A 23,045-nucleotide genomic window follows, 5' to 3' on the forward strand; every position below is an offset into this window, starting at 1 on the left:
AAATTTATCAGAATAATTTAAACGCGGCTGTTCAATAATGAACAGCCGCGTTTTTTGATCCTATTTAAAGGGTATTATTTTTTAAGAAATCAAAGCCTGGTTAGCTAACTTTTATTTCTTATTAATTGTAGGCTGCATAACCCTCATAAACAGGATTAGTTGCACCTGAACTTAAAAGTCCATAATCAATCCAAAAGTAACCGTTTAAGCCCCAGCCCGTTCCCCACGAATTTTGTACCTTAAAAGCCTGCTTGGCATCGTCATAGCCCATTATCGCTACGGCATGTCCTCCATATGATCTTCCAGATTTCTTTTTCCAAACCCAACCGCTTTTACCCATGTTATAAAAACTGTCATCAACCGTAAATCCAATTAGCACTGGTACATTTGAGCTCACAAGTGTTTTTACATCAGTGATATTTTTATAATTAACTGTTCCCCAGCTAGTAATCTTATGTGTACTAGCCGCTTGAGTTTGTTGAGACGTAGGCAGAATGTTACACAAACCATCCTGATAAGGCATTTCAGTAAGGCTGCACACTCCTTGATTTTTTAGAACGTTTAAATTGTCAGAAAAGTAAGTACCCGCACTACAATCACTCGATGAGTTAACTTGATTGTAAACATAAGCAGGGCTTCTTTGTGCTGCAGGATAAGCCATACCATCAAAATTATGCTCAAATGAACTTGTTGCAGCATAAGCAGTTGCCCATGATGTACATGATGATTCACCTCCTTGATCTCCAGGAGTTGGCATATCAATAAAATAACTAGTAGGAACATCTTCTGTTGCGTTTACACCTTCCACTCGTTTCTTTCTTAGGGCATTTACATCTATTTTCTGAAAACTGTTATACTTTTCAGCAGTTTGAAATAATAAGCCTAAGGCATGGTGAGTGTTTTCCGATGGTTGATTAATGGAATCGCTTTCTTTGCGACAAGAAGCTACAGCTAGTAAGGCAACTGCACTTAGAAGGTAAAAGCTTTTTTTCATTTTTAAATTGGTTAGTAAATTATGCCTACTCTATACAATTTTCGGCTTCCTTGATTGTTAACAATACCTTTGGCTTAATTGTAAATTTCTTTTTATTGTATTCCTTCAATATTTACATAATATTTATAAAAACATGATTTTTAACTCCTTATGATACTCTAAATGTAATTTGTGTTAAGTGTATGTTAAAGTTTTTATCAATATCTGTTGTATACCTGTTAATATTTCATTAATTGTAACAACCGAGTTACAGCCAACTACAACTAATCTGTTATAAAGAAGTGACAGAAAGTATAAACAGGAATGAAGTCTGGACTAGAATAAAGGCACAAAAAAGCGGCAATCGCCTTTAAAATCTGTAGACAGCCACTTTATTTCTCATAGAAACTCATAAAAAAAGGCTGCCTTTTGGGCAGCCTGCAATATATTAAACTAAATCTTTCTAGTTTTTAAAGAAGTCGATGATCAAATTGGCCAATTCAGTACCAATACGCTCCTGCGCTTCAACAGTTGATGCTCCAATATGCGGAGTCAAGGAAATTCGTGGATGAGTTAACAATGCTCCTAATGGCTTAGGTTCGTTTTCGAAAACATCCAAACCTGCAAATGCAATTTTGCCACTTTCTAAAGCCGTCAATAATGCCGATTCGTCAATTACCCCACCGCGAGATGCATTAACAACGAAGGCTCCATTCTTCATTTGTGCGAATTCTTCTGCACCTAACTCTGGTTTTTCAACCGCCGGCGTATGCACTGAAATGAAATCACTGTTTTTCAACAACTCTTCTTTGGTAGCTACTTTAACATGAAGTTTAACTTTTGAAGCGCCCATGAAAGTAAGCTCAACTTCAGGATTAAACTCATATAAGTCGTAGGCTAAAACTTCCATGCCTAAACCCAATGCAATTTTTGCCACTTCACGACCTATACGTCCAAAGCCTAAAATACCAATGGTTTTACCACGAAGCTCAATTCCTTTTGTATAAGCTTTTTTTAGATCATTAAACTGAGTGTTGCCTTCTACCGGCATTTTACGATTTGCATCCTGTAAAAAACGTACCCCAGTAAATAAGTGTGCGAAAACTAATTCAGCTACAGAAAGAGATGAAGAAGCAGGCGTATTAACAACAGCCAAGCCTTTTCCTCTGGCATACTCAACGTCGATATTGTCCATACCAACTCCACCGCGTCCAATTAATTTAATGTTCGGACAAGCATCGATTAAATCTTTACGAACTTTAGTTGCCGATCGAACGGTGATAGCATCGTATTCATTTAAACGTGAAGCCAATTGATCTTGAGGAATGTTTTGTGTATCAACGGTATGTCCGGCACGTTCCAACATGGCTTTGCCAATTGGATCGATACCATCGTTTGCTAATATTTTTGCCATATATAGGTCAATGAAAATTTAGTTCGATTATTTTTTTAATTGCTCAAATTGCTGCATTATACTTACCAAATGATCTACACTTGATTGAGGTAATGCATTGTAAATAGATGCACGGAAACCACCAACGCTTCTATGACCTTTCAACCCTACGATATCAGCTTTTTTAGCAAAGTCAAGGAATTCTTTTTCAATGTCGGCATTGTCCATTACAAAGCATACATTCATTCTTGAACGATCTTCAACTGCGCAAGTACCTTTAAACAATGGATTTCTATCAATCTCAGCATATAAAGTAGCAGCTTTTTTGTTATTGATTTTTTCCATAGCTGCCACACCTCCTTGCTCTTTCACCCAACGCAAGGTTAACATTGCAACATAAATAGCAAATACAGGAGGCGTGTTATACATTGATCCATTATCAATATGTAACTGATAATTAAACATTGCAGGAATCTTACGTTCAATTTTACCTAAAAGCTCTTTTTTAACTACAGCCAAAGCAACACCGGCGGCACCCATGTTCTTCTGTGCACCAGCATAGATCAACCCGAATTTATTGGCGTCGAATACACGGCTGAAAATATCAGACGACATATCGCTCACCAATGGAACTGGTGATTCAGGGAATTCATGCAACTGCGTACCGTAAATAGTATTGTTCGATGTTACATGGAAATATTTTGCATCAGTTGGTATAGAATACTCTTTGGGAATATAAGTGTAGTTTGCCTCTTTAGATGATGCCACAACGTTTACATTTCCAAAAAATTTAGCCTCTTTAATTGCTTTGCTAGCCCAAGTTCCTGAATCCAGATAAGCCGCTGTTTCTCCCTCTCCTAATAAATTATAAGGCACCATAGCAAACTGAGTACTTGCACCACCATGCAAAAAGGTGATGGCGTAATCATCATTAAGATTCAGTAATTCTTTAACTAAACTACAAGCCTCGGAAACAACGGATTCAAAGTCGGCAGTACGATGGGATATCTCTAAAATCGATAATCCACTGTTATTAAAATTCAAAACTGCTTCTGCAGCTTGTTTAAGTACTTCCTGCGGTAAAATACCAGGACCGGCTCCGAAATTGTGTTTCATGATTTTTACTTAAGATTATTAATTTAACAGTTTAACATTGCTATTTCTAACAATTACTAGTTATTATTGACAAATTTATCAATTATAAACTAATATTTTAAAAAAAGTTCAATTATTAGAATAAATAGGTGCTTATGATGAAAAAATTAAAAAGATATTCCGTCATATCAATAACGGAATATCTCAATCAAATATCAAATAGATTTTAGGAACAAAGCTATTCCTTACTAATGAATAAATAAATCAAACAAGGTAGATATATCCGAAACTCAAAATCTATATAATCAATAGATTTAAAACCAAATCCTGTTTATACAATTGATTATCTTCTTATTACGATAAATTCTTAACTGTTATAAAAACAAGATTCAAAATTATGACAAACCGATTAGGCTTGTAGAGCTTCGATGTTTATTTTCTTTAATTCGGCAATTTCTGCAATAGGATCTTCGGCTGAGAAAACAGCATTACCTGCCACCAAGGCATTAGCTCCTGCTTTCAATAATGCAGCTGTGTTATGTTTATTTACGCCTCCGTCAACTTCAATGATCACAGTGGCATTTTTACGCTCGCATAATTGACGTAAGGTTCTGATCTTTTCATAGGTATTCTCAATGAACTTTTGTCCGCCAAAACCAGGATTTACCGACATGATCAGTACCAAGTCAAGATCATTGATAATATCTTCTAAAACATTTACCGGAGTATGCGGATTAAGGGCTACCCCTGCTTTCATACCCAGCTCTTTAATTTTACTTACAGTACGATGCAAGTGAGTACAAGCTTCGTAATGAACGGTTAAAATAGAAGCACCTGCTTTTTTAAAATCTTCCAAGTAACGATCAGGGTCAACAATCATCAAATGAACATCCAATGGTTTTTTAGCATGATGATTTACAGCGGTTACCACCGGAAATCCAAATGATATATTCGGTACAAATACACCGTCCATAACATCCACATGAAACCAGTCGGCGCTGCTTTCGTTGATCATTTCTACATCATCTTGTAAGTTGGCAAAATCAGCCGATAAAATTGAAGGAGCAATTATATGTTTCATTTTGTTTTGTTTTGAAAACAAATTATCCTAATTGATAATGTGTTTTTCATTCTGGCGCAAAAGTACTCAATGTATTGTTCATTAAGTAGATTAAATCAAAATTCAACTTGCAATAACTCTAAACATTGATTGTTTATAAACCAGAATATAAAGACAAAAAAAACGCCTTAGCTAAGCCAAGGCGTTTTCGTATTTGCATTTATCAGCTTATTGAGGCTGATTGTTGTTGGTGTTTTCTTTCTTTTCGCCAGCCGGACGCTCAGGACGAGGGATTAAAACTTTGCGTGACAATTTAAGTTTGCCTGTTTTCTTATCGATATCAAGCAATTTAACTTTAATTTTCTCACCAATTTCTAAAACGCCATCCATGGTTTCAAAACGTTTCCAGTCAATTTCTGAAATGTGCAATAAACCATCTTTACCCGGTAAAATCTCAACAAAAGCACCGAAAGGCTGAATGTTTTTAACTGTACCTTCATAAACTTCGCCGATTTCAGGAACTGTAGTAATTCCTTTGATCTTAGCCACCGCTCTGTCAACACTTTCTTTTTCAGTACCAAAGATTTGAACTTTACCAAATTCGCCAACTTCTTCGATATTGATGGTTGCGCCAGTTTCGCGTTGCATTTCCTGAATTACTTTACCACCTGGGCCTATTACAGCACCAATAAACTCACGAGGAATCAACATTTCGATAATACGTGGAGCATGAGGTTTGTAATCTTCGCGTGGAGCAGATAAGGTTTTATTCATTTCACCCAAGATATGTAAACGGCCCTCACGAGCTTGGTTTAATGCTTGAGTTAATGTTTCGTATGATAAACCGTCAATCTTAATGTCCATTTGGCAAGCAGTAATACCATTAGCAGTACCGGTTACTTTAAAGTCCATATCACCTAAATGATCTTCATCACCTAAGATATCTGATAAAATAGCGAATTTACCGGTTTCACTGTCGGAGATTAACCCCATTGCAATACCAGAAACAGATCCTTTAAGCTTAATACCTGCATCTAATAAGGCTAAAGTACCAGCACAAACGGTAGCCATTGATGAAGAACCGTTAGATTCTAAAATATCAGAAACGATACGGATAGTATAAGGATTATCGCCTTCAACAGGTAATACTTGTTTCAATGCGCGCATGGCAAGGTTACCATGACCCACTTCACGACGACCCGGACCGCGGTTAGGACGAACTTCACCAGTTGAGAAACCAGGGAAATTATAATGCAATAAGAATTTGTTATAACCGAAGAAAATAGCTCCATCGATCATTTGCTCATCATCTTTAGCACCTAATGTTACAGTTGTTAAAGATTGCGTTTCACCACGAGTAAACACAGCTGAACCATGAGCAGCAGGTAAATAATCAACTTCTGACCAAATAGGACGAACTTGAGTTACGCTACGACCATCTAAACGAACACCTTCGTTTAAGATCATATTACGCATTGCTTCTTTTTCGATATCGTGATAGTAACGTTTAATAAGCATTTTCGTTACCTCATCTAAACCATCTTCGCCTTTTTCAGCAGTTACTTTTTCAATAAAGGCATCACGTACTGCTTTAAAAGCAACTCCGCGTTCATCTTTACTGGTACCACCTTTAGCTACTTCGTAAATTTGAGCATAAAGTTCTTCTCTGATGCGGTTTTTAAGATCGGCATCATTGTCTTCGTGGTTATATTCACGTTTAGGCTTGTTGCCTGTTAATTCACGTAATTCTAATTGAGCCTGAACCTGAATTTTGATAGCATTGTGGCCAACTTGAATCGCCTCAATCATATCTTGTTCTGAACACTCTTTCATCTCCCCTTCCATCATTACGATGTCTTTTGCAGAACCGGCAAGCATGATATCCATATCAGCTAATTCCAATTCTTTAATAGTAGGGTTTACAACAAATTTACCATCGATACGAGCAACACGAACTTCAGAGATTGGACCATTAAATGGAATATCACTGATAGTAATTGCAGCAGAAGCAGCTAATGCAGCTAATGCATCCGGCATAATATCTTTATCAGCAGAAATCAAGCTGATCATTACCTGAGTATCAGCATGATAATCATCAGGAAACAAAGGACGTAATGCACGGTCAACTAAACGGCTAATTAATACTTCATAATCGGAAAGACGAGCTTCACGACGTAAAAAACCACCAGGAATACGACCGGCAGATGCATATTTTTCTTGATAATCTACAGACAACGGTAAAAAATCGGTACCTGGTTTAGCTTCTTGAGCCGAAACAACAGTAGCCAATAACATGGTATCACCCATTTTCACCACTACACTGCCATCAGCCTGCTTAGCCAGTTTACCTGTTTCGATTGATACTAGTCTTCCATCACCAATATCAAACGTTTTTGTAATTCCAATTTGCGACATATTTATTTTTCTACAACTTATTTGCGATTAAAAATAAGTAAAACTTCAATACTTATCTGGTTAACCGCGATTTATATTTAGGGACTTTTATTTATCCTATGATGAAAACTTATCACAATGCTTAAATGAATGTTAAGCCTGATAAGTTATAGTAGAAGTAAAAGAAAAAGAGCCGTCGGATATAAAAGACGGCTCTTTTCAATAAAATCTTAAACTATCTTCTTAAATCTAGTTCTTTGATAATTGCACGGTAACGAGCAATGTCTTTCTTCATTAGATAATCTAATTGTGAACGACGTTTACCAACTAGTTTCTGAACGGCTAACTGCGTACCAAAGTCTTTTTTATTTTTCTTTAAGTGTTCAGTCAAATGTTTAATGCGGTGCGTAAACAACGCGATTTGACCTTCTGCAGAACCAGTGTTAGTTTCACTCTGGCCGTGTTTTTTAAAGATTTCTTTCTTTACTTCTGAACTTAAATACATTCTTGAATGGTATTAAAGCGTTAAACAAATAATTAATTGAGGTGCAAAGATAAAACTAAATAACGGAAAACGAAAAGCAGCCCTCAATTAATACTTGTTTATTTTATTAATGGTATTGAACCTGCCAAATCATATTTAGCAATTGCCTCGAGTTTATTTTCCGTTTGAAAATACTTTGCCACCACTTTACCTGGTAAAACTTTCTGAAATTTTTTAATGTATTTATTTTCAAGTGACAGGTGCTGCTTTTGAATTGATTGAAATTGTTTAGTAAGAGCCAGCGCTTCATCATCCGTAATTGTATCATAAGATTTAGCGTAATCTTCAATCAGCTTAATACTTTGATCATTTAATGAGGCCTTTGCTGTTTGAAATTCACGATACAAAGGCCAAAAAACAGTTGATTGTTCCTCGGTTAGATTCATAGCCTGAGAAACTACATCTTGTTTCATGGTTTGCAGTGCACTCCGTGTTACTTCCAATTGCGATTTAGCATCTTGGGCAAAACTTTTCTGAGTTATAAAAACAGCAAATAATGATACAAAGAGAGAGAGCGTAAGTTTTTTCATAACGAATAAAATGTTAAGTTATTGATAATCACAAGGTAAATAAATTTCAGAAGAGAATAAGGGCTTTCTTTCAATTTAGTTTATTGTAATAAACGTGTTATTAAGCAACTAATGGTGTTGTTTTTGGCACTTATTAGTAATAAAATGAAATGATATGAAAAAAGTTGTGTTTTTGATTGTTGCTCTCGTCTCATTAGTTTGTTCAAGGTCAGCGGCCCAAGTATCTGTAAATGTTAGCATTGGCACCCCGCCAATGTGGGCTCCTTATGGTTATACCGAGGCTCGTTATTATTATTTACCGGATGTTGAATGTTATTATGATGTTGTTGACGCCCATTTTATCTACAATAATGGTAACGCCTGGGTAAGGGTTTCCTCATTGCCTGCTCGTTATCGAAATTATGATCTATATGCCGGTTATAAGGTTGTGCTTGAGTATAATGGAGCGAATCCTTATCGGTATTTCAGCACGCATAGAGCCCGTTATCCATATGGCTACTGCGGACCTCGTCAGGTAACCTACAGAGAATATTGCCGTCATGAAGACCGGTATCGTCACATCCCTCCTGGACATTGGAAAAATGGTAAATGGAGAGATGAAGTTCGGTATTCAGAACATTATGAAGGACATCATGATCGTGGGCATGGCCATGGCAAAAAACATCATCATTGATTAAACATTTCTCCTGAAATAAGTTGACGATTTTGAATAATTATCCCGGTTTCAGAATGGAAACTGGGATTTTTCGTTATAAGCATTTTGAATTGAACTCATTCACCCCCTTTTTGTTTCTAAATGTTATCCCAAACCCGCGGCTGCATTATCCATATAAATGCAAAAACTCGGATGGTTACGAAGCAGGCTTGCAGGGACTTCCGTTGTAATCGCTCCTTCAATTACTTTTTTCACTATGGAAGATTTTTTTTCGCCACTAACCATCAATATCACATGTTTGGCGTCCATAATAGAGGCAACACCAAGGGTTAATCCGGTTAACAGTTTTTTTTGTGATGAGAAATATTTTTGACCCACTTCTTGCGTCACCGTATCCAGTGTGGAAACATGTGAATATAAATCAGAAGAAGTTCCAGGTTCATTCATACCTATGTGCCCGTTCATACCCAAACCCAGCACAACTACATCAATGCCTTTATGATGGTCGATAAATTCCTCTATACGTTCACATTCTACAATGGGATTTTCTACTTTCCCATTAAAAAAAACAATGTTTTCTTCAGGGGTTTGGATTGGAAAGAAGAGCTGTTTATTTAAATAAAATCGGCAGCTGCCTTCATCCTCGCCATTCATTCCTCCCCATTCATCCAAGCCCACAAATCGCCAGTTCGACGTGTTAATAATGCCTTGTTGCTGTTGTTTTACTAATTCAGCATATAAACCCGCCGGAGTATCTCCAGAAGCGGGGCAGAATAAAGGCGTACCAGCCTTGCTTAAATACTGAACCACATCATTTGCCACCTGCAGCGACAAGTCTTCGTATGTATCGGCTACAATAATTTTCATGGATAATTTGAATAGTGATTTTCAGAAACGTCCTTTCTCACCCATGCATCCGTTGTTATTTTTATGTATTCACGAAGGAATCATTTAAAAGTACAAATAATACAAGGGGCGCAGACCGGCCGTATGCAACAAATATTAAGATCTCATTCAGAATATCGCCAAAATCTATTTTATCATCCCTTACAAGCCAATCGAGCTCACCATTGGGGCCTTCTATAAAGCCATCAAGTGTCATTGCTACATTTAGTATTACTCTTCTCATTCAGTTTCACATTAGAATTTGAAAGTTCCTAAACAATAACCGTAACGTACCAGATTGCCGATGGCGAGGGCCAAAATTTACTTCCCTGTAAAAACCAATCGTTTCGGGTAAGGGAACTTACTCCCTATGCGAACGAACATGGCCATTTTCACCTGAAAAAAGGCTCAAAAAAAAGCAGGACACTCCTCCTGCTTCCAATTTCTTCAATACCTCCTACGACAAGTCCATAAGACCCACCGCTACCGAAGATTCCGTTCAACACAGCCTTCATCGCTCTTCCTGCGGACACTACGAACGCTTAGTTTTTACTGGCTGGTGTTCTTTCTGTTGTGATTGTTCGCCCGTTTTTATTTTCTTAATTAAGTCGTTTGCTTTGTCACTCAATACTGCACTCTCTGTTGTTGTAATTACATTGTCAAATACTCCGAGGTCTTTAAAAATTTGCTTTTTCTCTTGCCAGTTTTCGTTGTATTGCTCGTCACCTAATAGTCCAAGGTGTTCCCAAAACCAAGTCTTACCGTTATGTCTAATTGTAAAGTCTGGTTCTTTCCATTGGCTTTCGTTGTAGTAGAGTTTTTCTTCATATTGAAAGTCTATAGCCGAACGGTATAGAATGTTTGCAATAATTACTTCTGATTTAGAACGAACCCAAATTCCGTTTTCTGTCTTATGTATTTTTCCAAGCAAATGCTTATTTACTCCTAAGTATCTGCCTATTTCTTGGTGTAATGATTGTGAACTGTCAAAGTTGTCAAGCAAATAAACAAGATAGTCTAAAAGATTATGCTTGTATTCTTTCTTTCTAGCTGTCTCTTTATTTATATTTTCAATTTGCTCTGTTGTCAATTCTGCTTCGGTTGCTTTTATTAACAAGCATTTATCAAGGTTTTTGCTTAAAGTTGCTTGCTCGTCAACCAGTGCTTTGTAAGTGATATTGAAAAATTCTTTACAAGATAAACCTGCATTCTCCGACCTTGCCAAAACGGGGATTACCATCCCTGTTTTTGAAGAATCAACAATTTCTTTTAAACGAGAATTTGAGTTTGATTTAAAAACTTTCAAGTTTGTGAAGCCTTTTCCGTCAATTGATATAGCATTGCAATTCAAGAAATATGGTAATGCAGATTGTAATTCTTCTTCCGAAAAATATTGAAGTGTTTTTCTTCCTACTTCATTGTTTGTGGCTTTGGTAAAAAGGTGCTTTAATTCATCTTGGTTTGGAAAAGATTTGTCAATAAAGTGAGTTTTTCGAACTTGAACATTTTTGTTGGAATAGAGCATATATGCTGTTGCTCCTTTTTGGTCACGGCCTGCTCTTCCTATTTCTTGATAATATTGTTCAATAGATTCGGGCAACATAAAATGAATTACAACACGAATGTTAGGAATGTCAATACCCATTCCAAAAGCGTTAGTAGCAAAAACTAGGTTTGTCGAACCTTCTCTGTATTCTGATATTATTCTTTGCCGTTCAGAACTGGTCATATCTCCGTGAAAGGACAAAGCATTAAAACCTTTCTGATTTGCGACTTCACATAAATCTTCAACGCCTCCTTTGTGATATTTGCGATACAAATAAACTAATACCTTTTCGGTTTTGTGGTCATCAATTATCTCCCAAATCCTTTCTCGTTTTTCATCTTCATTTGTTAGTTTTTCAACTTTCAAATCAATGTCAAAACGAAGAAGAACATCATCTTTTAATATTGATTGTTTATTAATTTGAAAATCATTCGTTACGTCAATAAGCTCTCTTGGGTTAATGGTCGCAGTAAGTCCAAGAACTTTTGGTCGCTGATTTTCAAAAACGGATTCTAAAAAAGTTGGTATATGCTTATAAAATGGTCTAAAATCAAAGCCCCACTGACTAATACAATGCACTTCATCTATTACAACTAATTTTATCTTGTCCTTTTGCAAAGAAATGCAATACTCAAAAAATCCATCTGTAGACATTCTTTCAGGACTGACAAAAATAAAATCAGGATTGGATTCACCTTTTGCGAATGCCTTGAGTTGCTTAATTTGCTCAGAAGCACCCATACCACCGTGAATAGCCAAAACATTACAGCCGGAGGCTGTAAGTTTTTCGGCTTGTTCATCTATTAATGCGATTAGCGGAGAAACCACCAAACAGGTTCCTTTTAACGCTTTAGCACCAACCCAGTATATCAATGATTTTCCACCACCTGTTGGCATTACAGCCAAAGTTGAACCGTTCGAGATAACTTGATTGATTACTTTCTCTTGAAAAGGTTTTAGAGAAAACTGTCTTGCTAAGGCAGGAAATTCCTTTTCAAAAACTTCAACAGCTTTAGTAGTCATAATGGTAGTTTAGAGAATTTTGTTTTAAGACGTTTATTTCTTCTTGGTGTGTTCTTGCTACAAAAGATAGAAAGCTGTCAACTGCAACAAATCTGTATTCTATTGGCAAACTAATTCCGTGTTTTGCATATAATTCTTTGAGTTTATTAAATATTCGTAGTGCATAAAATGCGAAAAGTCCGTAGGGGTAGAAATAATTTTGCTGAGTTGTTCCTTCGTCAGCGTTTATCATCAAGAATTGAGAATCTTCCTTACAGCCAAATTTCTTTTTGCTACTCAAATAATATAATGACCAAACAGCTTCTCGACTTCGACTAGGATACATTTCTGGGAATAGCTTGAATATAAATTCACTTTTTATACCACCACCAATAACTCCAAAAGCAGTGCAGCCTTCTTCATCTAAGTCATAATAACCTAAATCATCGCAGTTGTCGATTTTTTCAAATTCTTTACCATCATACCAGTCATTTTTCCATTCATTAGCCAACTTGATAATGTTTGAAGTCACTTCAAACAAATGTCCTGGCTGGGCTGTATTAAAGGCAGCTCTAAATTTGTCAAGTTCTTTTGCCTGTTTGTTTTGAAGTGTTTTGCGGATAATTGGTATTTGATTTTTTAGGATGGTGTTTTTAAAAGAGTTTACATCGTGTTTGTATTCTTCAAGTGATTCCAAGTCAAGAATATCTAAATAGGGTTGACGTTCCTTATTAAAGTCATCAATTGCTTCTTTAATTAGTCTATCTAATATTTTTTTGGTTTCTTTCGGTTTGTTTTTTGGTTTTGAAGTTGAACCAAATTTTGTAGCAAGTTTTTCTGCTTCGCTGTCTTGAATACCGTGTCCGCCTTCAGTGTCAATATATCGCTGAAAATATTCGGGAATGATTTGTTTCATTTCTTCCCAAACCTTGTCTATATGTTCTTGCTCGTAGCAAATTTCTTCTATGTCGTTCGGATAATACATATTTCTTATTTGTCAGTTTGTTGTTTGAGTGGTAGTCTTTACACTTGCCAGTAACGAGTCGCTTTATGCAACTCGTTGTATTTATTTTAAGTTTAGTTGCGTGTATTTTTCATTTAACTGAATCCTTTCTTCATTTTCAATCATAACAAATCAACGGCTTCTGTCCTCCAAAATAACTATTTTTTCTATATCTAAATTGTCGTGAGCAGATTCTCTCCCATTTCAAAACTGATACAAATCGCTCATTTACTATGACAAGTAAATCCTCCTAAACAATAAAAAACTAAAGCCGGAAATTCTCTCCTGCTTTTCCCTTAATTTTGCAATTCAGAAAAATTAAAGCATGAGTGAAAAACAATATACAGCATTTGAAAGTGAACTAAAGGTTCGTCCCGATGATATAGATATGAACAATCACGTTCATAACAGTAAATATTTCGATTATGTGTTGGCTGCCCGTTATGATCAGATGGAGCGTTTTTATAAAATGCCCATGGAAGAGTTTCTGGCTTTGAATTATGGCTGGGTGATCAATACGGCTTTTGTTGAGTACAAACGTCCTTTGTTGCTAGGAGATGTGTTTACCGTAAAAACCTGGATCATCAGTATTGCAAAAAAGGATCTGAAAGTTGGGTTTGAAATCCATCGTAATAAAACTGGAAAATTATGTAGCAGTGGCTGGTTTGATTACACGATGGTAAATACAAAGACTGGAAGGTCGGAAGTTATTCCTGAGTGGATCATTGAGAAGTACGCTATTTAATTATTGATTTCGAGTTACGGATTTCGGGTTAATTTTTAAAACGCAACCCGAAATCCGTAATTCTAAAATTTATCTCATTGCTTCTTCAATTATCGAAGCGTAGAATTCGCTAATATCCCATCCCATTGCTGCCACTTGCTGTGGAATTAAACTAGTTTCTGTTTGGCCAGGAACCGTGTTCACTTCAAGGAAATAAAACTCATTGGTTCCATCCTGCAAGAAGAAATCGATACGAACCACTCCCCTACAGTTTAACCTTGCATAAGACCTTTTTAAGTTTTGTTGAACAACTTTAAGTGTTTCAGGATCAATATCAGCAGGTGTAATTTCCTGAGTTAAACCTGGAGTATATTTAGCCTCAAAATCAAAAAACTCGTTTGAACTAATAATTTCAGTTACCGGCAATACGGTTATTTCGTTATTACGCTTTACCACCCCGCATGAAAACTCACGACCTTTAATAAACTCTTCCACCAGCACCTGACCGTCTTCTTTAAAGGCGCGCTCAATAGCCTCGGCTAATTCTTCCGCAACTTTTACTTTTGAAGTACCTAAACTCGACCCTCCGTTATTTGGCTTAACGAATACCGGTAGTTTGAGCTTCGACAAAATATCATTGGTACTATAAGTTTGGTCACTAAACAATTGTAATGATTTAGCCACGTTAACACCCGCTGAACCAACAACACAATTTGTATAGCTTTTGTTAAATGTTAAGGCCGAAGTGAAGCTATCACAAGTGGTATAGGGGATCTGCTGCATTTCGAAATAACCTTGTAACATTCCATCCTCTCCAGGGGTTCCATGAATGGCAATAAAAACGCAATCGAATTTTATTTTTTGACCATTAATAGTTAACGAGAAATCATTTTTGTCAATTTCATAAGCCTGCCCAGAAGCATCGATATACGTCCAGCCTGAGCGGGTAATGATGATCTTATAAACATTGTATTTAGCAGCAGGAATGCTTTTCTCAATTTGAGCTGCCGATTTCAAAGAAACCACGTGTTCACCAGAATAACCTCCGGCAAGTAAAGCTATTGTCTTTTTCATGGATTGCTAAATTCTATGATTGTCTTTTTTTGGTTTGAGCAAATATAATCCAATTACCTATTGAAGCGTTTGAAATGAAGAAAAACAAACGCATTTTATTTGCCCGACAAATTAAAACTTTGGATCAAAGCACCTTACCTGCAATGGCTAAAATTTCACAAAACAATTTTGTTTTTTTACGGCAATTTTATGAACCTAGCGGCTTTTCTGCAGGTTAGGTCTATTTAGGTTTTTATAAAACTTTAATTAAGTTTGAGAACTTTATAACAGCACTACATGTTTAAGAAATTTTTCGCCTTTTTACTAACTCCAGAATTTCGTAAAAATCTAATATTTGCAGCCTTATTGGTATTTCTGCTGGTATTTATCGCAATATTTTCGTTAAGAGTATTTACCAAACATGGAGAAAGTTTAACCTTACCAGACCTATCGGGATTAACTGTTAAACAAGCCGAGGATTTGACAGCTTCAGGAAATATAGAATTTAAAGTAGATACCGTATTTATACAGGGTAAAATCCCAGGAACAATTGTACAGCAAGACCCTGACCCTAAAACAGAGGTTAAAGAAGGCCGTACAGTTTATTTATTGATACAGTCATTCACTCCCCCTGAAATTAAACTGCCTGATCTGGAAGGAAAAACCTTAACTGAGGCTCGCGCTGTTATTGAAGGTTATGGGCTAAAAATGGGTGAAATGATTTACAAATCAGACATTGCTAAAGATGTTGTTTTGGGCGTTACCTACCGTGGCATGACCATCAATGCCGGCACCGGTTTACCTAAAGGCGCCACTGTTGGCCTGGTTTTGGGAAATGGATTTGGCGCTGCGTCGATCAATATTCCCGACTTAACCGGTTTAACATTACAAGAGGCCATATTTACCATCAGAGGTAATTCATTGCTATTGGGTAAAGTTACTTATGATGGAGAAATATCTGACTCAACTCAGGCAAAAGTTTACAAGCAAGATCCGCCGTACGTATTGGGAGATACAACAACCATTCAACAAGGATCGATGATCAATATATTTTTGCATCAGGAATAATGGATATTAGTGCAGCTGAATTAAAAGAGCGAATAGATAAAGGTGAATCACTTCATATAATTGATGTTAGAAACCAACTGGAATTTCACACATTTAATATCGGTGGAACAAATATTCCTTTAGGAAAGCTCACCAGTACAATAGAGGATTTGGATTTTGATTCAGAAGATGAATTGATCTTGATCTGTGCGCATGGAATCAGAAGTAAAACGGCTGTTCAGCTACTGGAACAATCAGGTTTTACCAATGTACGTAACCTCAAAGGAGGAATACTTTCAATCAAAAGACTAACTAATTAATCAATCAGCTAAACCAAACTACAGCAAATTGAAAAAGATAATTTTAGGTGTTTTAGCCATTATTTTAATAGGCGCATTATCAATAGGCGGCTATTTCTATTTTAAACTTTTAAAGCCAAATACCGGAGATTTTGAACAGAAAGCCTATCTGTATATACCTACAGGAGGAACTTTTAAGAATGTGATCGACAGTCTGGAAAAAAATCATCTATTAAAAAATGTAGAAAGCTTTAAATGGAGTGCCAATTTCATGAAATACAACGATAGCAACATTAAAGCAGGTCGTTACCGTATTTCAAAAGGCATAAGCAATCGCGTGCTTATTAACATGCTAAAAGCCGGCAACCAGGAAGCTGTACGTTTAACATTTAACAATATTCGCATTAAATCGCAATTTGCCGGTTACGTTGCCCGTAAGTTGGAAATAGACTCTGTTAAGTTTTTAACAATGCTTAACGATGAGCAATTTGTGGGTAAGTTTGGATTTACTCCTGAAACTGTTTTTACTGTATTCATTCCCAATACTTATGAACTTTTCTGGAACACCAATCAGCAAAAGTTTTTCAGCAGGATGTATGACGAATATCAAAAATTCTGGACTTCGGAACGCAAGAAGAAAGCTGAAGAATTGGGTTTAAGTCCGGAGAAAGTAAGTGTTTTAGCATCAATTGTTTATTGGGAAACCAAGAAAACTGATGAAATGCCAATCGTGGCTGGCGTTTATTTAAACCGCCTGAAAAAAGGAATGAAACTGGAAGCCGATCCTACGGTGATTTTTGCTGAAGGTGATTTTACCATTTCGAGGGTTCGAGGTAAAATGATGTCAAATCCATCGCCTTATAACACCTATGTTCACACAGGCTTGCCGCCTGGACCTATTTCAATGCCTTCGGTAACAGCAATTGATGCGGTTTTAAACTATCAAAAACACAACTACATCTATTTTTGTGCAAAAGATGATTTCTCAGGTCGTCACGCCTTTGCCGAAACTATGGAACAGCATATTATTAATGCTAAAAAGTTCCAGAAAGCTTTAGATGCCAGAGGAATTAAGTAAATTCCCTTTCGATATAAAAACTTACATGCAGCGTTGTAAATTACGCTGCATTTTTTTGTTTATTCCTTGAAAAATCAATTTTATGAAGTCTATCCTTAAGAAATCTCTTCTTTCCGTACTTTTTTGGGGAAGTTGTGTTATTATTCTTAATGCACAACCTCTTCCAGCCAGTCTTAACTATCAATCGCTTTCTGCATTACCTCCTCAAAATGAAAACATGAACTTTGGAGATATCCAGTGGAATAAAACTGGTCACCTATTTACAAATCTGGAAGAAGTTACGGGAGGTTTTGAAATAGTAGAATATGATCCGGCCAACAATTTTTCACGAAAAGTGCTCGTGGCTTCATCAAGCTTAATCGTGAATAATGCTACACTTCCGGTTGAAGCCTATACTTGGTACCCTGCAACTGGAAAAATAGTTCTATTCTCCAACTCTAAGAGGGTTTGGCGCGAAAATACGAGGGGTGATTTTTGGCTCTATGACGTTAATAGCAAATCACTTAAAAAACTGGGCAACTCGTTACCTGAATCTTCACTTCAGTTTGCTAAACTTTCTGCCGATGGTTCAAAAGCCGCTTATGTAAGTAAGCATAATATTTATGTTGAGGATCTAAAAAGCGGAGCCATCAAACAATTAACAACCGATGGTACCAACCGCATCATCAATGGAACCTTTGATTGGGCCTATGAAGAAGAGTTGTTTTGCAGGGATGGCTTCAGATGGAGTCCGGATGGACAATCAATTGCTTTCTGGCAAATAGATGCTTCTAAAATTGGTAATTACTTAATGCTGAATACTACCGACTCTATTTATTCATTCAATGTTCCGGTGGAGTATCCTAAAGTAGGTTATGATCCATCAAAGGCTAAAATTGGTGTGGTAAATGTTCAATCAGCCCAACTAAAATGGATGGATATTCCTGGAGATCCTGTAAAAAACTACCTTCCACGTATGGACTGGGCCGGTAACAGCAATGAAGTTATGGTTCAGCAGTTAAACCGTAAGCAAGACAGTTGTAAGCTGTATTTAGTAAACACGCAATCAGGCTTGGCTAAAAAGGTTTACGAAGAAAGCGATGCAGCATGGATCGATATGAATTACTTCTGGCAATACGATCGCGTTGGATGGGATTTTATAAACAATGGAAAAGAATTTTTATGGACTAGTGAAAAGGACGGCTGGAGACATGTGTATCGCTTGAATAAGGATGGCTCAAATGAAAGATTGCTTTCCAAAGGTAAATACGATGTAATGGATATTGTTGGAATTGATCAGAAGAAAGAAGTACTCTATTTCTACGGCTCGACTCAGAATGCCACTCAACAATACTTATACTGCATTACTTTAGATGGAAAAGGTTCAGAAGTTTTAGTTTCTCCGGCAGCTCAAAAAGGCACGCATAAATACAATATTTCTCCTGATGCCCAATATGCAGTTCATGGATTTTCAAATTATCAAACTGCTCCAACTGAAGAGTTTATTAGTTTAGCTTCTAAAAAAAGGTTAAAAGAAGGCCAAAGCTATAACCTGACAGCTGAGCAATTAAAACAATACTTGCCAAACCCCAAAAGCTTTTTTCAGGTTACAACTATTGATGGTGTTACTATTGATGGCTGGGTAATTAAACCTGCAAATTTCGATGAAACTAAAAAGTATCCGGTTTTATTCGATCTATATGGAGAACCTGCAGCCGCAACGGTTAAAGACAGTTTTTCACCCAACAGCTGGCACCAATCTTGGGCAAGCCAAGGCTATGTGATCATTTCGTTGGATAACCGTGGTACACCTGTTGCCAAAGGCCGTGAATGGCGCAAAGCGATCTTTAAAAATATCGGAAATCTGAATATTCGTGACCAGGCAATGGCCGCTAAAGAGATCTTAAAATGGAAATGGGTAGACAGCAGCCGCATTGCTGTTTGGGGCTGGAGCGGAGGAGGTTCTTCCACCCAAAACCTGATGTTTAAATACCCCGATATATTTAAAACGGGTATGGCAGTTGCTGGAGTGGCTAATCTTTTAACGTATGACAATATTTACGAAGAACGCTATATGGGGCTGTTACCACAAGCGGTGGATGCCTATAAACAAGGTTCTTCTATTAATTTTGTAAGCGGATTAAAAGGAAACTTACTATTGGTGCATGGCAGCGGCGATGATAATGTGCATTACCAAAATCATGAAATGCTGGTGAATGCCTTGATAGAAGCCGGCAAACCCTTCAGTATGATGGTGTACCCTAATCGCTCACATTCAATAAATGAGGGTAAAGGAACTGATAAGCACCTGTTTAATCTTCTTACAACTTATTTAGTTGAGCACTGTCCTCCGGGAGCAAGATAGACCTGAAATTTGAGATTTGAGATTTGAGATTTGAGACCATGGCCCATATTTCAAATCTCGTATCTCTCAATTATTAACCAAATTCCCGGAATAGTATTGTCAGGGAGCCAAATAAAATGGGATGCAAGATTCGAGATTAGGATATTAGACATTCATTCCGCTATCCTATTTCTCACATCTAATATCTAATATCTAATATAAAATGTTTACACACGAAACCAAACTACGCGTACGATACGGCGAAACAGACCAAATGGGTTATATGTACTACGGAAATTATGCCGAGTTTCTGGAAGTTGCCCGTGTTGAAATGCTACGTAGTATGGGCTTAAGCTATAAAAGTTTTGAGGAATCAGGAATTATGATGCCGGTTCTGGAACTGAATGTTAAATATGTAAAACCGGCTCGTTACGATGACGAGATTACCATAAAAACGACCGTTAAGCATAAGCCTGCTATTCGCATCCACTTCGATTATGAATTGTTTAATGAGGCGGGCGATCTAATTACCATTGCGCATACAAAACTGGTGTTTGTTGACATGAGGACAAATAAACCTTGTCACGCTCCGGAAGAATTTATGGAGAAGCTAAAACCTTATTTTGAATAGTTTTAAATGCTAGTTTTATACTTCGTAATTATTAGATGGGAAAAGTAGAACGGTTACTGAATAAATTTAGCTTGTATCGCATGTTCATTTTATGGACAAAACGTACTGCTTTGCCCGGATTTCAGCAACTCCCGCTTTACACTGTGGCAGTATTCTTTTTTAATGAACTGAAGAAAGAATCACTAGTGACCAAGTCATCGTCACTGGCTTATAGTTTTATGCTGGCTATCTTTCCAGCTATTATCTTTTTATTCACCTTAATTCCTTATATACCGGTTGACGGTTTTCAAGATCATTTGTTATCCTTATTGATGCAGATATTGCCTTATAACGCTTATAAAGCAGCCGAAGACACGCTGTTTGATATTATTAAGAATCAAAACGTAAGCTTGCTTTCATTTGGTTTTATAACGGCATTGTTTTTTTCAACCAACGGTGTAAACTCGTTAATGCGAGCATTTAACAAAGCGTCCTTAGTTGCTGAACGAAGAACTTTTATTAAGAAAAGAACAATCGCGCTTTTACTAACCGTTTATATCGCTATCTCATTAGTGGTGGGTATTACTTTTTTAATTGCCGGCGAATTCATCATTAACTTTTTGGAATCTGAAGGGTTGATCAAAGGTTGGTTCCTGGTTTTTGTATTGCAATCGTTCCGGTGGCTGGTAATTGCCTTGTTATTCTTATTCGCCACTTCCCTATTGTATTACTACGGTCCTTCAACTTCCAGGTCTAAAAAGTTTATAACACCAGGTTCTGTATTGGCAATGTTTCTAGCCATCATCGTTTCAATCGGATTTGCCTATTACATTAACCACTTCGGGGCTTATAACAAGCTCTATGGCTCCATAGGAACCTTAATCGTTATTATGATCTGGCTGTATATCAACTCGATGATCATCCTGATCGGCTACGAATTAAATGCTAGTATAGTGCTATCGAAAAGAAGTTTAGTAATTGCATCGGAAGGTGAATCGCCCAATTGGAAAATACGCAGCAATCCGTCTGGACAAAAAAACAAGCTTAAAACCAGCTAATTAGCGTTTTTTTGAAAATTTAATTTGGCAGTCTGTCCTGAATTTGTACTTTTGCCTCCGGAAAGTTGGCAGAGTGGTCGAATGCGGCGGTCTTGAAAACCGTTGACTGTAACAGGTCCGGGGGTTCGAATCCCTCACTTTCCGCGTCTTTAACAAGATAAAACATAAAAAAGCCCTTTAATTGACTTTAAAGGGCTTTTTTATTTTAAGCCATACCGGTGATTTCGACATAAAAAGGAAATGATGTCGGACTATTCGTCGGACTATTCGTCGGACTTGTCGATTAGAAGGGCCTATCTTTTGTCATTCTATTTTAAACTATTCAAGTGAGTAAATTCTCCTTGGTCAATCCTTATGCTCACGCCATTGCCACAACTACCCATAGCACATGAAGATGTGTTTTGGGGCAGCATCACTACTCTCTATTAGTTTCCACTCAGTTGTAGGTAAACTAAAATTACAGACGCTGCAGTCATAATAATTACGGCTGAAAAACCTAGTACGTTTGAAATTCTTCCATTTACATATTCTCCCATTATTTTTTTGTTGTTAGAAATATGAAGAATAATTGCAATTAAAACGGGAGCTGTTAATCCATAAAGAATAGCTGTATAAATTAAAGCCTTAATGGGTGAAATACCAATGTAATTCAACGATAATCCAAGTATCAGAGAAATAGCAATGATGACATAAAAGGCTTTTGCTTCATGAAATTTTTTATCGAGTCCTTCTTCCCAACCAAAGGTTTCAGTAAAAATATATGAAAGACAGCCGCTCAATACGGGTATGGCTATTAGTCCTGTACCGATTACTCCTATAGCAAAAAGAAGATAGGCCAAATTGCCTGCTAAAGGTTTTAATGCCATAGCCGCTTGCTCCACGGTCTCGATCTGATGAATACCCCCTTTAAACAAAACAGTGCCAGTGGTAAGAATAATAAAATACATAACAAATCCTGAGAATGCCATTCCAAAATCCACATCTTCTTTCATGTCATGGATTATCTTTTTATTCACCATCAGGTGTTTTTTCTTATGTTGCATTTCTTCTACTTCCACAGATGCCTGCCAAAAGAAAAGGTACGGGGAAATTGTGGTGCCCAATATGCCAACAAGTATGGCAATGAACTCTTTGTTAAACTTGATAGTTGGGATGAATGTCGCTTTAAATATTTTCATCAAATCCTGTTTATACAAAAACGGAACAATAAAATAAACCAACATCACAATACACAAGTATTTAAGTATCGAAGCGATTTTTAGATAGGGTAAATAAATGATTAGTCCTAAGAGTATAATGGTGAAAACAACACTGAAATAGGTAGCATCAATAGCAGGGAAAAGTAGATTCCCGACCGCTCCCATCCCTGCAATGTCGGCACCTATATTCATTACAATGGCTGGAAAACTAAACAACAACATGAGATACAAAATCGGTCTTGGGTAATGCTCTTTAAGTGTTCCGGTTAAACCATGATTGGTCACCAAACCAATTCTTGCGCACATCTGTTGAATGGCAGCCATAAGTGGAAAAGCAACAATAGAGGTCCAAAGTGTTGATAGTCCGAAAGCAGCACCCGCCTGCGAGTAAGTTGCAATGCCAGATGGATCATCGTCACTCGCCCCTGTTACAAGACCTGGCCCTAGAAGTTTCCAGAAACGAAGGAGTTTGTTGGAATGCTTTTTCGTGTTTTTCATTTTTATAGGTGAAAACATCATCAAGATAAGCAGAATAGCAACGATAATATTTTTTTATGAAAAGCTTTAGATTAAT

General features: G+C 36.9%; 22 protein-coding genes and 1 tRNA gene. 10 read left to right on the plus strand and 13 right to left on the minus strand.

Features of this window, described 5'->3' with window-relative positions:
- Positions 1-121: 121 nt before the first annotated feature.
- The 7 genes from NF867_RS16835 to NF867_RS16865 all read right to left on the minus strand — a co-directional run bounded on the left by NF867_RS16835 (position 122) and on the right by NF867_RS16865 (position 7,989).
- Positions 122-994: a C1 family peptidase gene (locus NF867_RS16835; protein WP_252589563.1), complete on the minus strand. Its 873-nt coding sequence runs from the start codon at positions 992-994 to the stop codon at positions 122-124.
- Between the two features lie 442 nt (positions 995-1,436).
- Complete coding sequence (locus NF867_RS16840; RefSeq protein ID WP_252589564.1) at positions 1,437-2,387, minus strand: D-2-hydroxyacid dehydrogenase; 951 nt, start codon at positions 2,385-2,387, stop codon at positions 1,437-1,439.
- A 27-nt stretch (positions 2,388-2,414) separates the two neighbouring features.
- Positions 2,415-3,482, minus strand: coding sequence for a 3-phosphoserine/phosphohydroxythreonine transaminase (gene serC, locus NF867_RS16845; protein WP_252589565.1), 1,068 nt, complete (start codon positions 3,480-3,482; stop codon positions 2,415-2,417).
- A gap of 388 nt (positions 3,483-3,870) precedes the next feature.
- Positions 3,871-4,542 carry a ribulose-phosphate 3-epimerase gene (gene rpe / locus NF867_RS16850; RefSeq protein WP_252589566.1) on the minus strand — a complete coding sequence of 224 codons (672 nt, stop codon included), beginning with the start codon at positions 4,540-4,542 and terminating at the stop codon, positions 3,871-3,873.
- 207 nt (positions 4,543-4,749) lie between these two features.
- Positions 4,750-6,936 (minus strand): polyribonucleotide nucleotidyltransferase, encoded by a 2,187-nt coding sequence (gene pnp, locus NF867_RS16855; RefSeq protein ID WP_252589567.1) that lies wholly within the window; start codon positions 6,934-6,936, stop codon positions 4,750-4,752.
- A gap of 214 nt (positions 6,937-7,150) precedes the next feature.
- The gene (gene rpsO / locus NF867_RS16860) at positions 7,151-7,420 is read right to left on the minus strand and encodes a 30S ribosomal protein S15 (protein WP_014680096.1); all 270 of its coding nucleotides are present in this window, start codon (positions 7,418-7,420) and stop codon (positions 7,151-7,153) included.
- 98 nt (positions 7,421-7,518) lie between these two features.
- A complete protein-coding gene (locus NF867_RS16865; protein ID WP_252589568.1) occupies positions 7,519-7,989 on the minus strand; it encodes a hypothetical protein in 471 nt (156 codons plus the stop codon).
- Positions 7,990-8,143: 154 nt separating this feature from the next.
- Between NF867_RS16865 and NF867_RS16870 the strand changes: the two genes are divergently transcribed.
- Positions 8,144-8,662 (plus strand): hypothetical protein, encoded by a 519-nt coding sequence (locus NF867_RS16870; protein WP_252589569.1) that lies wholly within the window; start codon positions 8,144-8,146, stop codon positions 8,660-8,662.
- A 126-nt stretch (positions 8,663-8,788) separates the two neighbouring features.
- On the opposite strand, the gene NF867_RS16875 is transcribed toward NF867_RS16870, so the two are convergent.
- From NF867_RS16875 to NF867_RS16890, 4 genes are all read right to left on the minus strand, one after another.
- Complete coding sequence (locus NF867_RS16875; protein WP_252589570.1) at positions 8,789-9,511, minus strand: glucosamine-6-phosphate deaminase; 723 nt, start codon at positions 9,509-9,511, stop codon at positions 8,789-8,791.
- A 61-nt stretch (positions 9,512-9,572) separates the two neighbouring features.
- Positions 9,573-9,773, minus strand: coding sequence for a dihydrofolate reductase family protein (locus NF867_RS16880; protein ID WP_252589571.1), 201 nt, complete (start codon positions 9,771-9,773; stop codon positions 9,573-9,575).
- A gap of 288 nt (positions 9,774-10,061) precedes the next feature.
- A complete protein-coding gene (locus tag NF867_RS16885; RefSeq protein WP_252589572.1) occupies positions 10,062-12,098 on the minus strand; it encodes a RecQ family ATP-dependent DNA helicase in 2,037 nt (678 codons plus the stop codon).
- Complete coding sequence (locus NF867_RS16890) at positions 12,088-13,062, minus strand: hypothetical protein (protein ID WP_252589573.1); 975 nt, start codon at positions 13,060-13,062, stop codon at positions 12,088-12,090. Before NF867_RS16890 ends, NF867_RS16885 begins: the two co-directional genes overlap by 11 nt.
- Positions 13,063-13,405: 343 nt before the next feature.
- Between NF867_RS16890 and NF867_RS16895 the strand changes: the two genes are divergently transcribed.
- The gene (locus NF867_RS16895; RefSeq protein ID WP_252589574.1) at positions 13,406-13,825 is read left to right on the plus strand and encodes an acyl-CoA thioesterase; all 420 of its coding nucleotides are present in this window, start codon (positions 13,406-13,408) and stop codon (positions 13,823-13,825) included.
- 69 nt (positions 13,826-13,894) lie between these two features.
- Here NF867_RS16895 and NF867_RS16900 read toward each other — a convergent pair whose 3' ends face one another.
- Entirely contained in the window at positions 13,895-14,878 is a 984-nt protein-coding gene (locus NF867_RS16900; RefSeq protein ID WP_252589575.1) for a D-alanine--D-alanine ligase, read from the minus strand.
- Between the two features lie 74 nt (positions 14,879-14,952).
- On the opposite strand from NF867_RS16900, the gene NF867_RS16905 reads away from it, so the two are divergent.
- From NF867_RS16905 to NF867_RS16940, 8 genes are all read left to right on the plus strand, one after another.
- Positions 14,953-15,096: a hypothetical protein gene (locus NF867_RS16905; RefSeq protein WP_252589576.1), complete on the plus strand. Its 144-nt coding sequence runs from the start codon at positions 14,953-14,955 to the stop codon at positions 15,094-15,096.
- A 58-nt stretch (positions 15,097-15,154) separates the two neighbouring features.
- The gene (locus NF867_RS16910) at positions 15,155-15,925 is read left to right on the plus strand and encodes a PASTA domain-containing protein (RefSeq protein ID WP_252589577.1); all 771 of its coding nucleotides are present in this window, start codon (positions 15,155-15,157) and stop codon (positions 15,923-15,925) included.
- Positions 15,925-16,224, plus strand: a complete 300-nt coding sequence (locus NF867_RS16915) for a rhodanese-like domain-containing protein (protein WP_252589578.1) — start codon at positions 15,925-15,927, stop codon at positions 16,222-16,224. Before NF867_RS16910 ends, NF867_RS16915 begins: the two co-directional genes overlap by 1 nt.
- Positions 16,225-16,252: 28 nt before the next feature.
- Complete coding sequence (gene mltG, locus NF867_RS16920; protein WP_252589579.1) at positions 16,253-17,281, plus strand: endolytic transglycosylase MltG; 1,029 nt, start codon at positions 16,253-16,255, stop codon at positions 17,279-17,281.
- 82 nt (positions 17,282-17,363) lie between these two features.
- On the plus strand, positions 17,364-19,625 hold the full coding sequence (locus NF867_RS16925) for a S9 family peptidase (RefSeq protein WP_252589580.1): 2,262 nt from the start codon (positions 17,364-17,366) through the stop codon (positions 19,623-19,625).
- Between the two features lie 202 nt (positions 19,626-19,827).
- The gene (locus NF867_RS16930) at positions 19,828-20,235 is read left to right on the plus strand and encodes an acyl-CoA thioesterase (protein ID WP_252589581.1); all 408 of its coding nucleotides are present in this window, start codon (positions 19,828-19,830) and stop codon (positions 20,233-20,235) included.
- 35 nt (positions 20,236-20,270) lie between these two features.
- Positions 20,271-21,272 (plus strand): YihY/virulence factor BrkB family protein, encoded by a 1,002-nt coding sequence (locus NF867_RS16935; RefSeq protein ID WP_252589582.1) that lies wholly within the window; start codon positions 20,271-20,273, stop codon positions 21,270-21,272.
- 59 nt (positions 21,273-21,331) lie between these two features.
- Positions 21,332-21,416: transfer RNA gene (locus NF867_RS16940), tRNA-Ser, on the plus strand.
- Positions 21,417-21,697: 281 nt separating this feature from the next.
- Here the strand turns inward: NF867_RS16940 and NF867_RS16945 are convergent.
- Positions 21,698-22,969, minus strand: a complete 1,272-nt coding sequence (locus NF867_RS16945) for an NRAMP family divalent metal transporter (RefSeq protein ID WP_252589583.1) — start codon at positions 22,967-22,969, stop codon at positions 21,698-21,700.
- Positions 22,970-23,045: the final 76 nt, after the last annotated feature.

Origin of the sequence: Solitalea agri, assembly GCF_023914155.1 — a bacterium.
Lineage (GTDB): Bacteria > Bacteroidota > Bacteroidia > Sphingobacteriales > Sphingobacteriaceae > Solitalea > Solitalea agri.

What these genes read in the sequence shown, in the direction of transcription:
- NF867_RS16835 (WP_252589563.1), bottom strand. Translation starts at nt 994, where the DNA reads ATGAAAAAAAGCTTTTACCTTCTAAGTGCAGTTGCCTTACTAGCTGTA.
- NF867_RS16840 (WP_252589564.1), bottom strand. Translation starts at nt 2,387, where the DNA reads ATGGCAAAAATATTAGCAAACGATGGTATCGATCCAATTGGCAAAGCC.
- serC (WP_252589565.1), bottom strand. Translation starts at nt 3,482, where the DNA reads ATGAAACACAATTTCGGAGCCGGTCCTGGTATTTTACCGCAGGAAGTA.
- rpe (WP_252589566.1), bottom strand. Translation starts at nt 4,542, where the DNA reads ATGAAACATATAATTGCTCCTTCAATTTTATCGGCTGATTTTGCCAAC.
- pnp (WP_252589567.1), bottom strand. Translation starts at nt 6,936, where the DNA reads ATGTCGCAAATTGGAATTACAAAAACGTTTGATATTGGTGATGGAAGA.
- rpsO (WP_014680096.1), bottom strand. Translation starts at nt 7,420, where the DNA reads ATGTATTTAAGTTCAGAAGTAAAGAAAGAAATCTTTAAAAAACACGGC.
- NF867_RS16865 (WP_252589568.1), bottom strand. Translation starts at nt 7,989, where the DNA reads ATGAAAAAACTTACGCTCTCTCTCTTTGTATCATTATTTGCTGTTTTT.
- NF867_RS16870 (WP_252589569.1), top strand. Translation starts at nt 8,144, where the DNA reads ATGAAAAAAGTTGTGTTTTTGATTGTTGCTCTCGTCTCATTAGTTTGT.
- NF867_RS16875 (WP_252589570.1), bottom strand. Translation starts at nt 9,511, where the DNA reads ATGAAAATTATTGTAGCCGATACATACGAAGACTTGTCGCTGCAGGTG.
- NF867_RS16880 (WP_252589571.1), bottom strand. Translation starts at nt 9,773, where the DNA reads ATGAGAAGAGTAATACTAAATGTAGCAATGACACTTGATGGCTTTATA.
- NF867_RS16885 (WP_252589572.1), bottom strand. Translation starts at nt 12,098, where the DNA reads ATGACTACTAAAGCTGTTGAAGTTTTTGAAAAGGAATTTCCTGCCTTA.
- NF867_RS16890 (WP_252589573.1), bottom strand. Translation starts at nt 13,062, where the DNA reads ATGTATTATCCGAACGACATAGAAGAAATTTGCTACGAGCAAGAACAT.
- NF867_RS16895 (WP_252589574.1), top strand. Translation starts at nt 13,406, where the DNA reads ATGAGTGAAAAACAATATACAGCATTTGAAAGTGAACTAAAGGTTCGT.
- NF867_RS16900 (WP_252589575.1), bottom strand. Translation starts at nt 14,878, where the DNA reads ATGAAAAAGACAATAGCTTTACTTGCCGGAGGTTATTCTGGTGAACAC.
- NF867_RS16905 (WP_252589576.1), top strand. Translation starts at nt 14,953, where the DNA reads ATGAAGAAAAACAAACGCATTTTATTTGCCCGACAAATTAAAACTTTG.
- NF867_RS16910 (WP_252589577.1), top strand. Translation starts at nt 15,155, where the DNA reads ATGTTTAAGAAATTTTTCGCCTTTTTACTAACTCCAGAATTTCGTAAA.
- NF867_RS16915 (WP_252589578.1), top strand. Translation starts at nt 15,925, where the DNA reads ATGGATATTAGTGCAGCTGAATTAAAAGAGCGAATAGATAAAGGTGAA.
- NF867_RS16925 (WP_252589580.1), top strand. Translation starts at nt 17,364, where the DNA reads ATGAAGTCTATCCTTAAGAAATCTCTTCTTTCCGTACTTTTTTGGGGA.
- NF867_RS16930 (WP_252589581.1), top strand. Translation starts at nt 19,828, where the DNA reads ATGTTTACACACGAAACCAAACTACGCGTACGATACGGCGAAACAGAC.
- NF867_RS16935 (WP_252589582.1), top strand. Translation starts at nt 20,271, where the DNA reads ATGGGAAAAGTAGAACGGTTACTGAATAAATTTAGCTTGTATCGCATG.
- NF867_RS16945 (WP_252589583.1), bottom strand. Translation starts at nt 22,969, where the DNA reads ATGAAAAACACGAAAAAGCATTCCAACAAACTCCTTCGTTTCTGGAAA.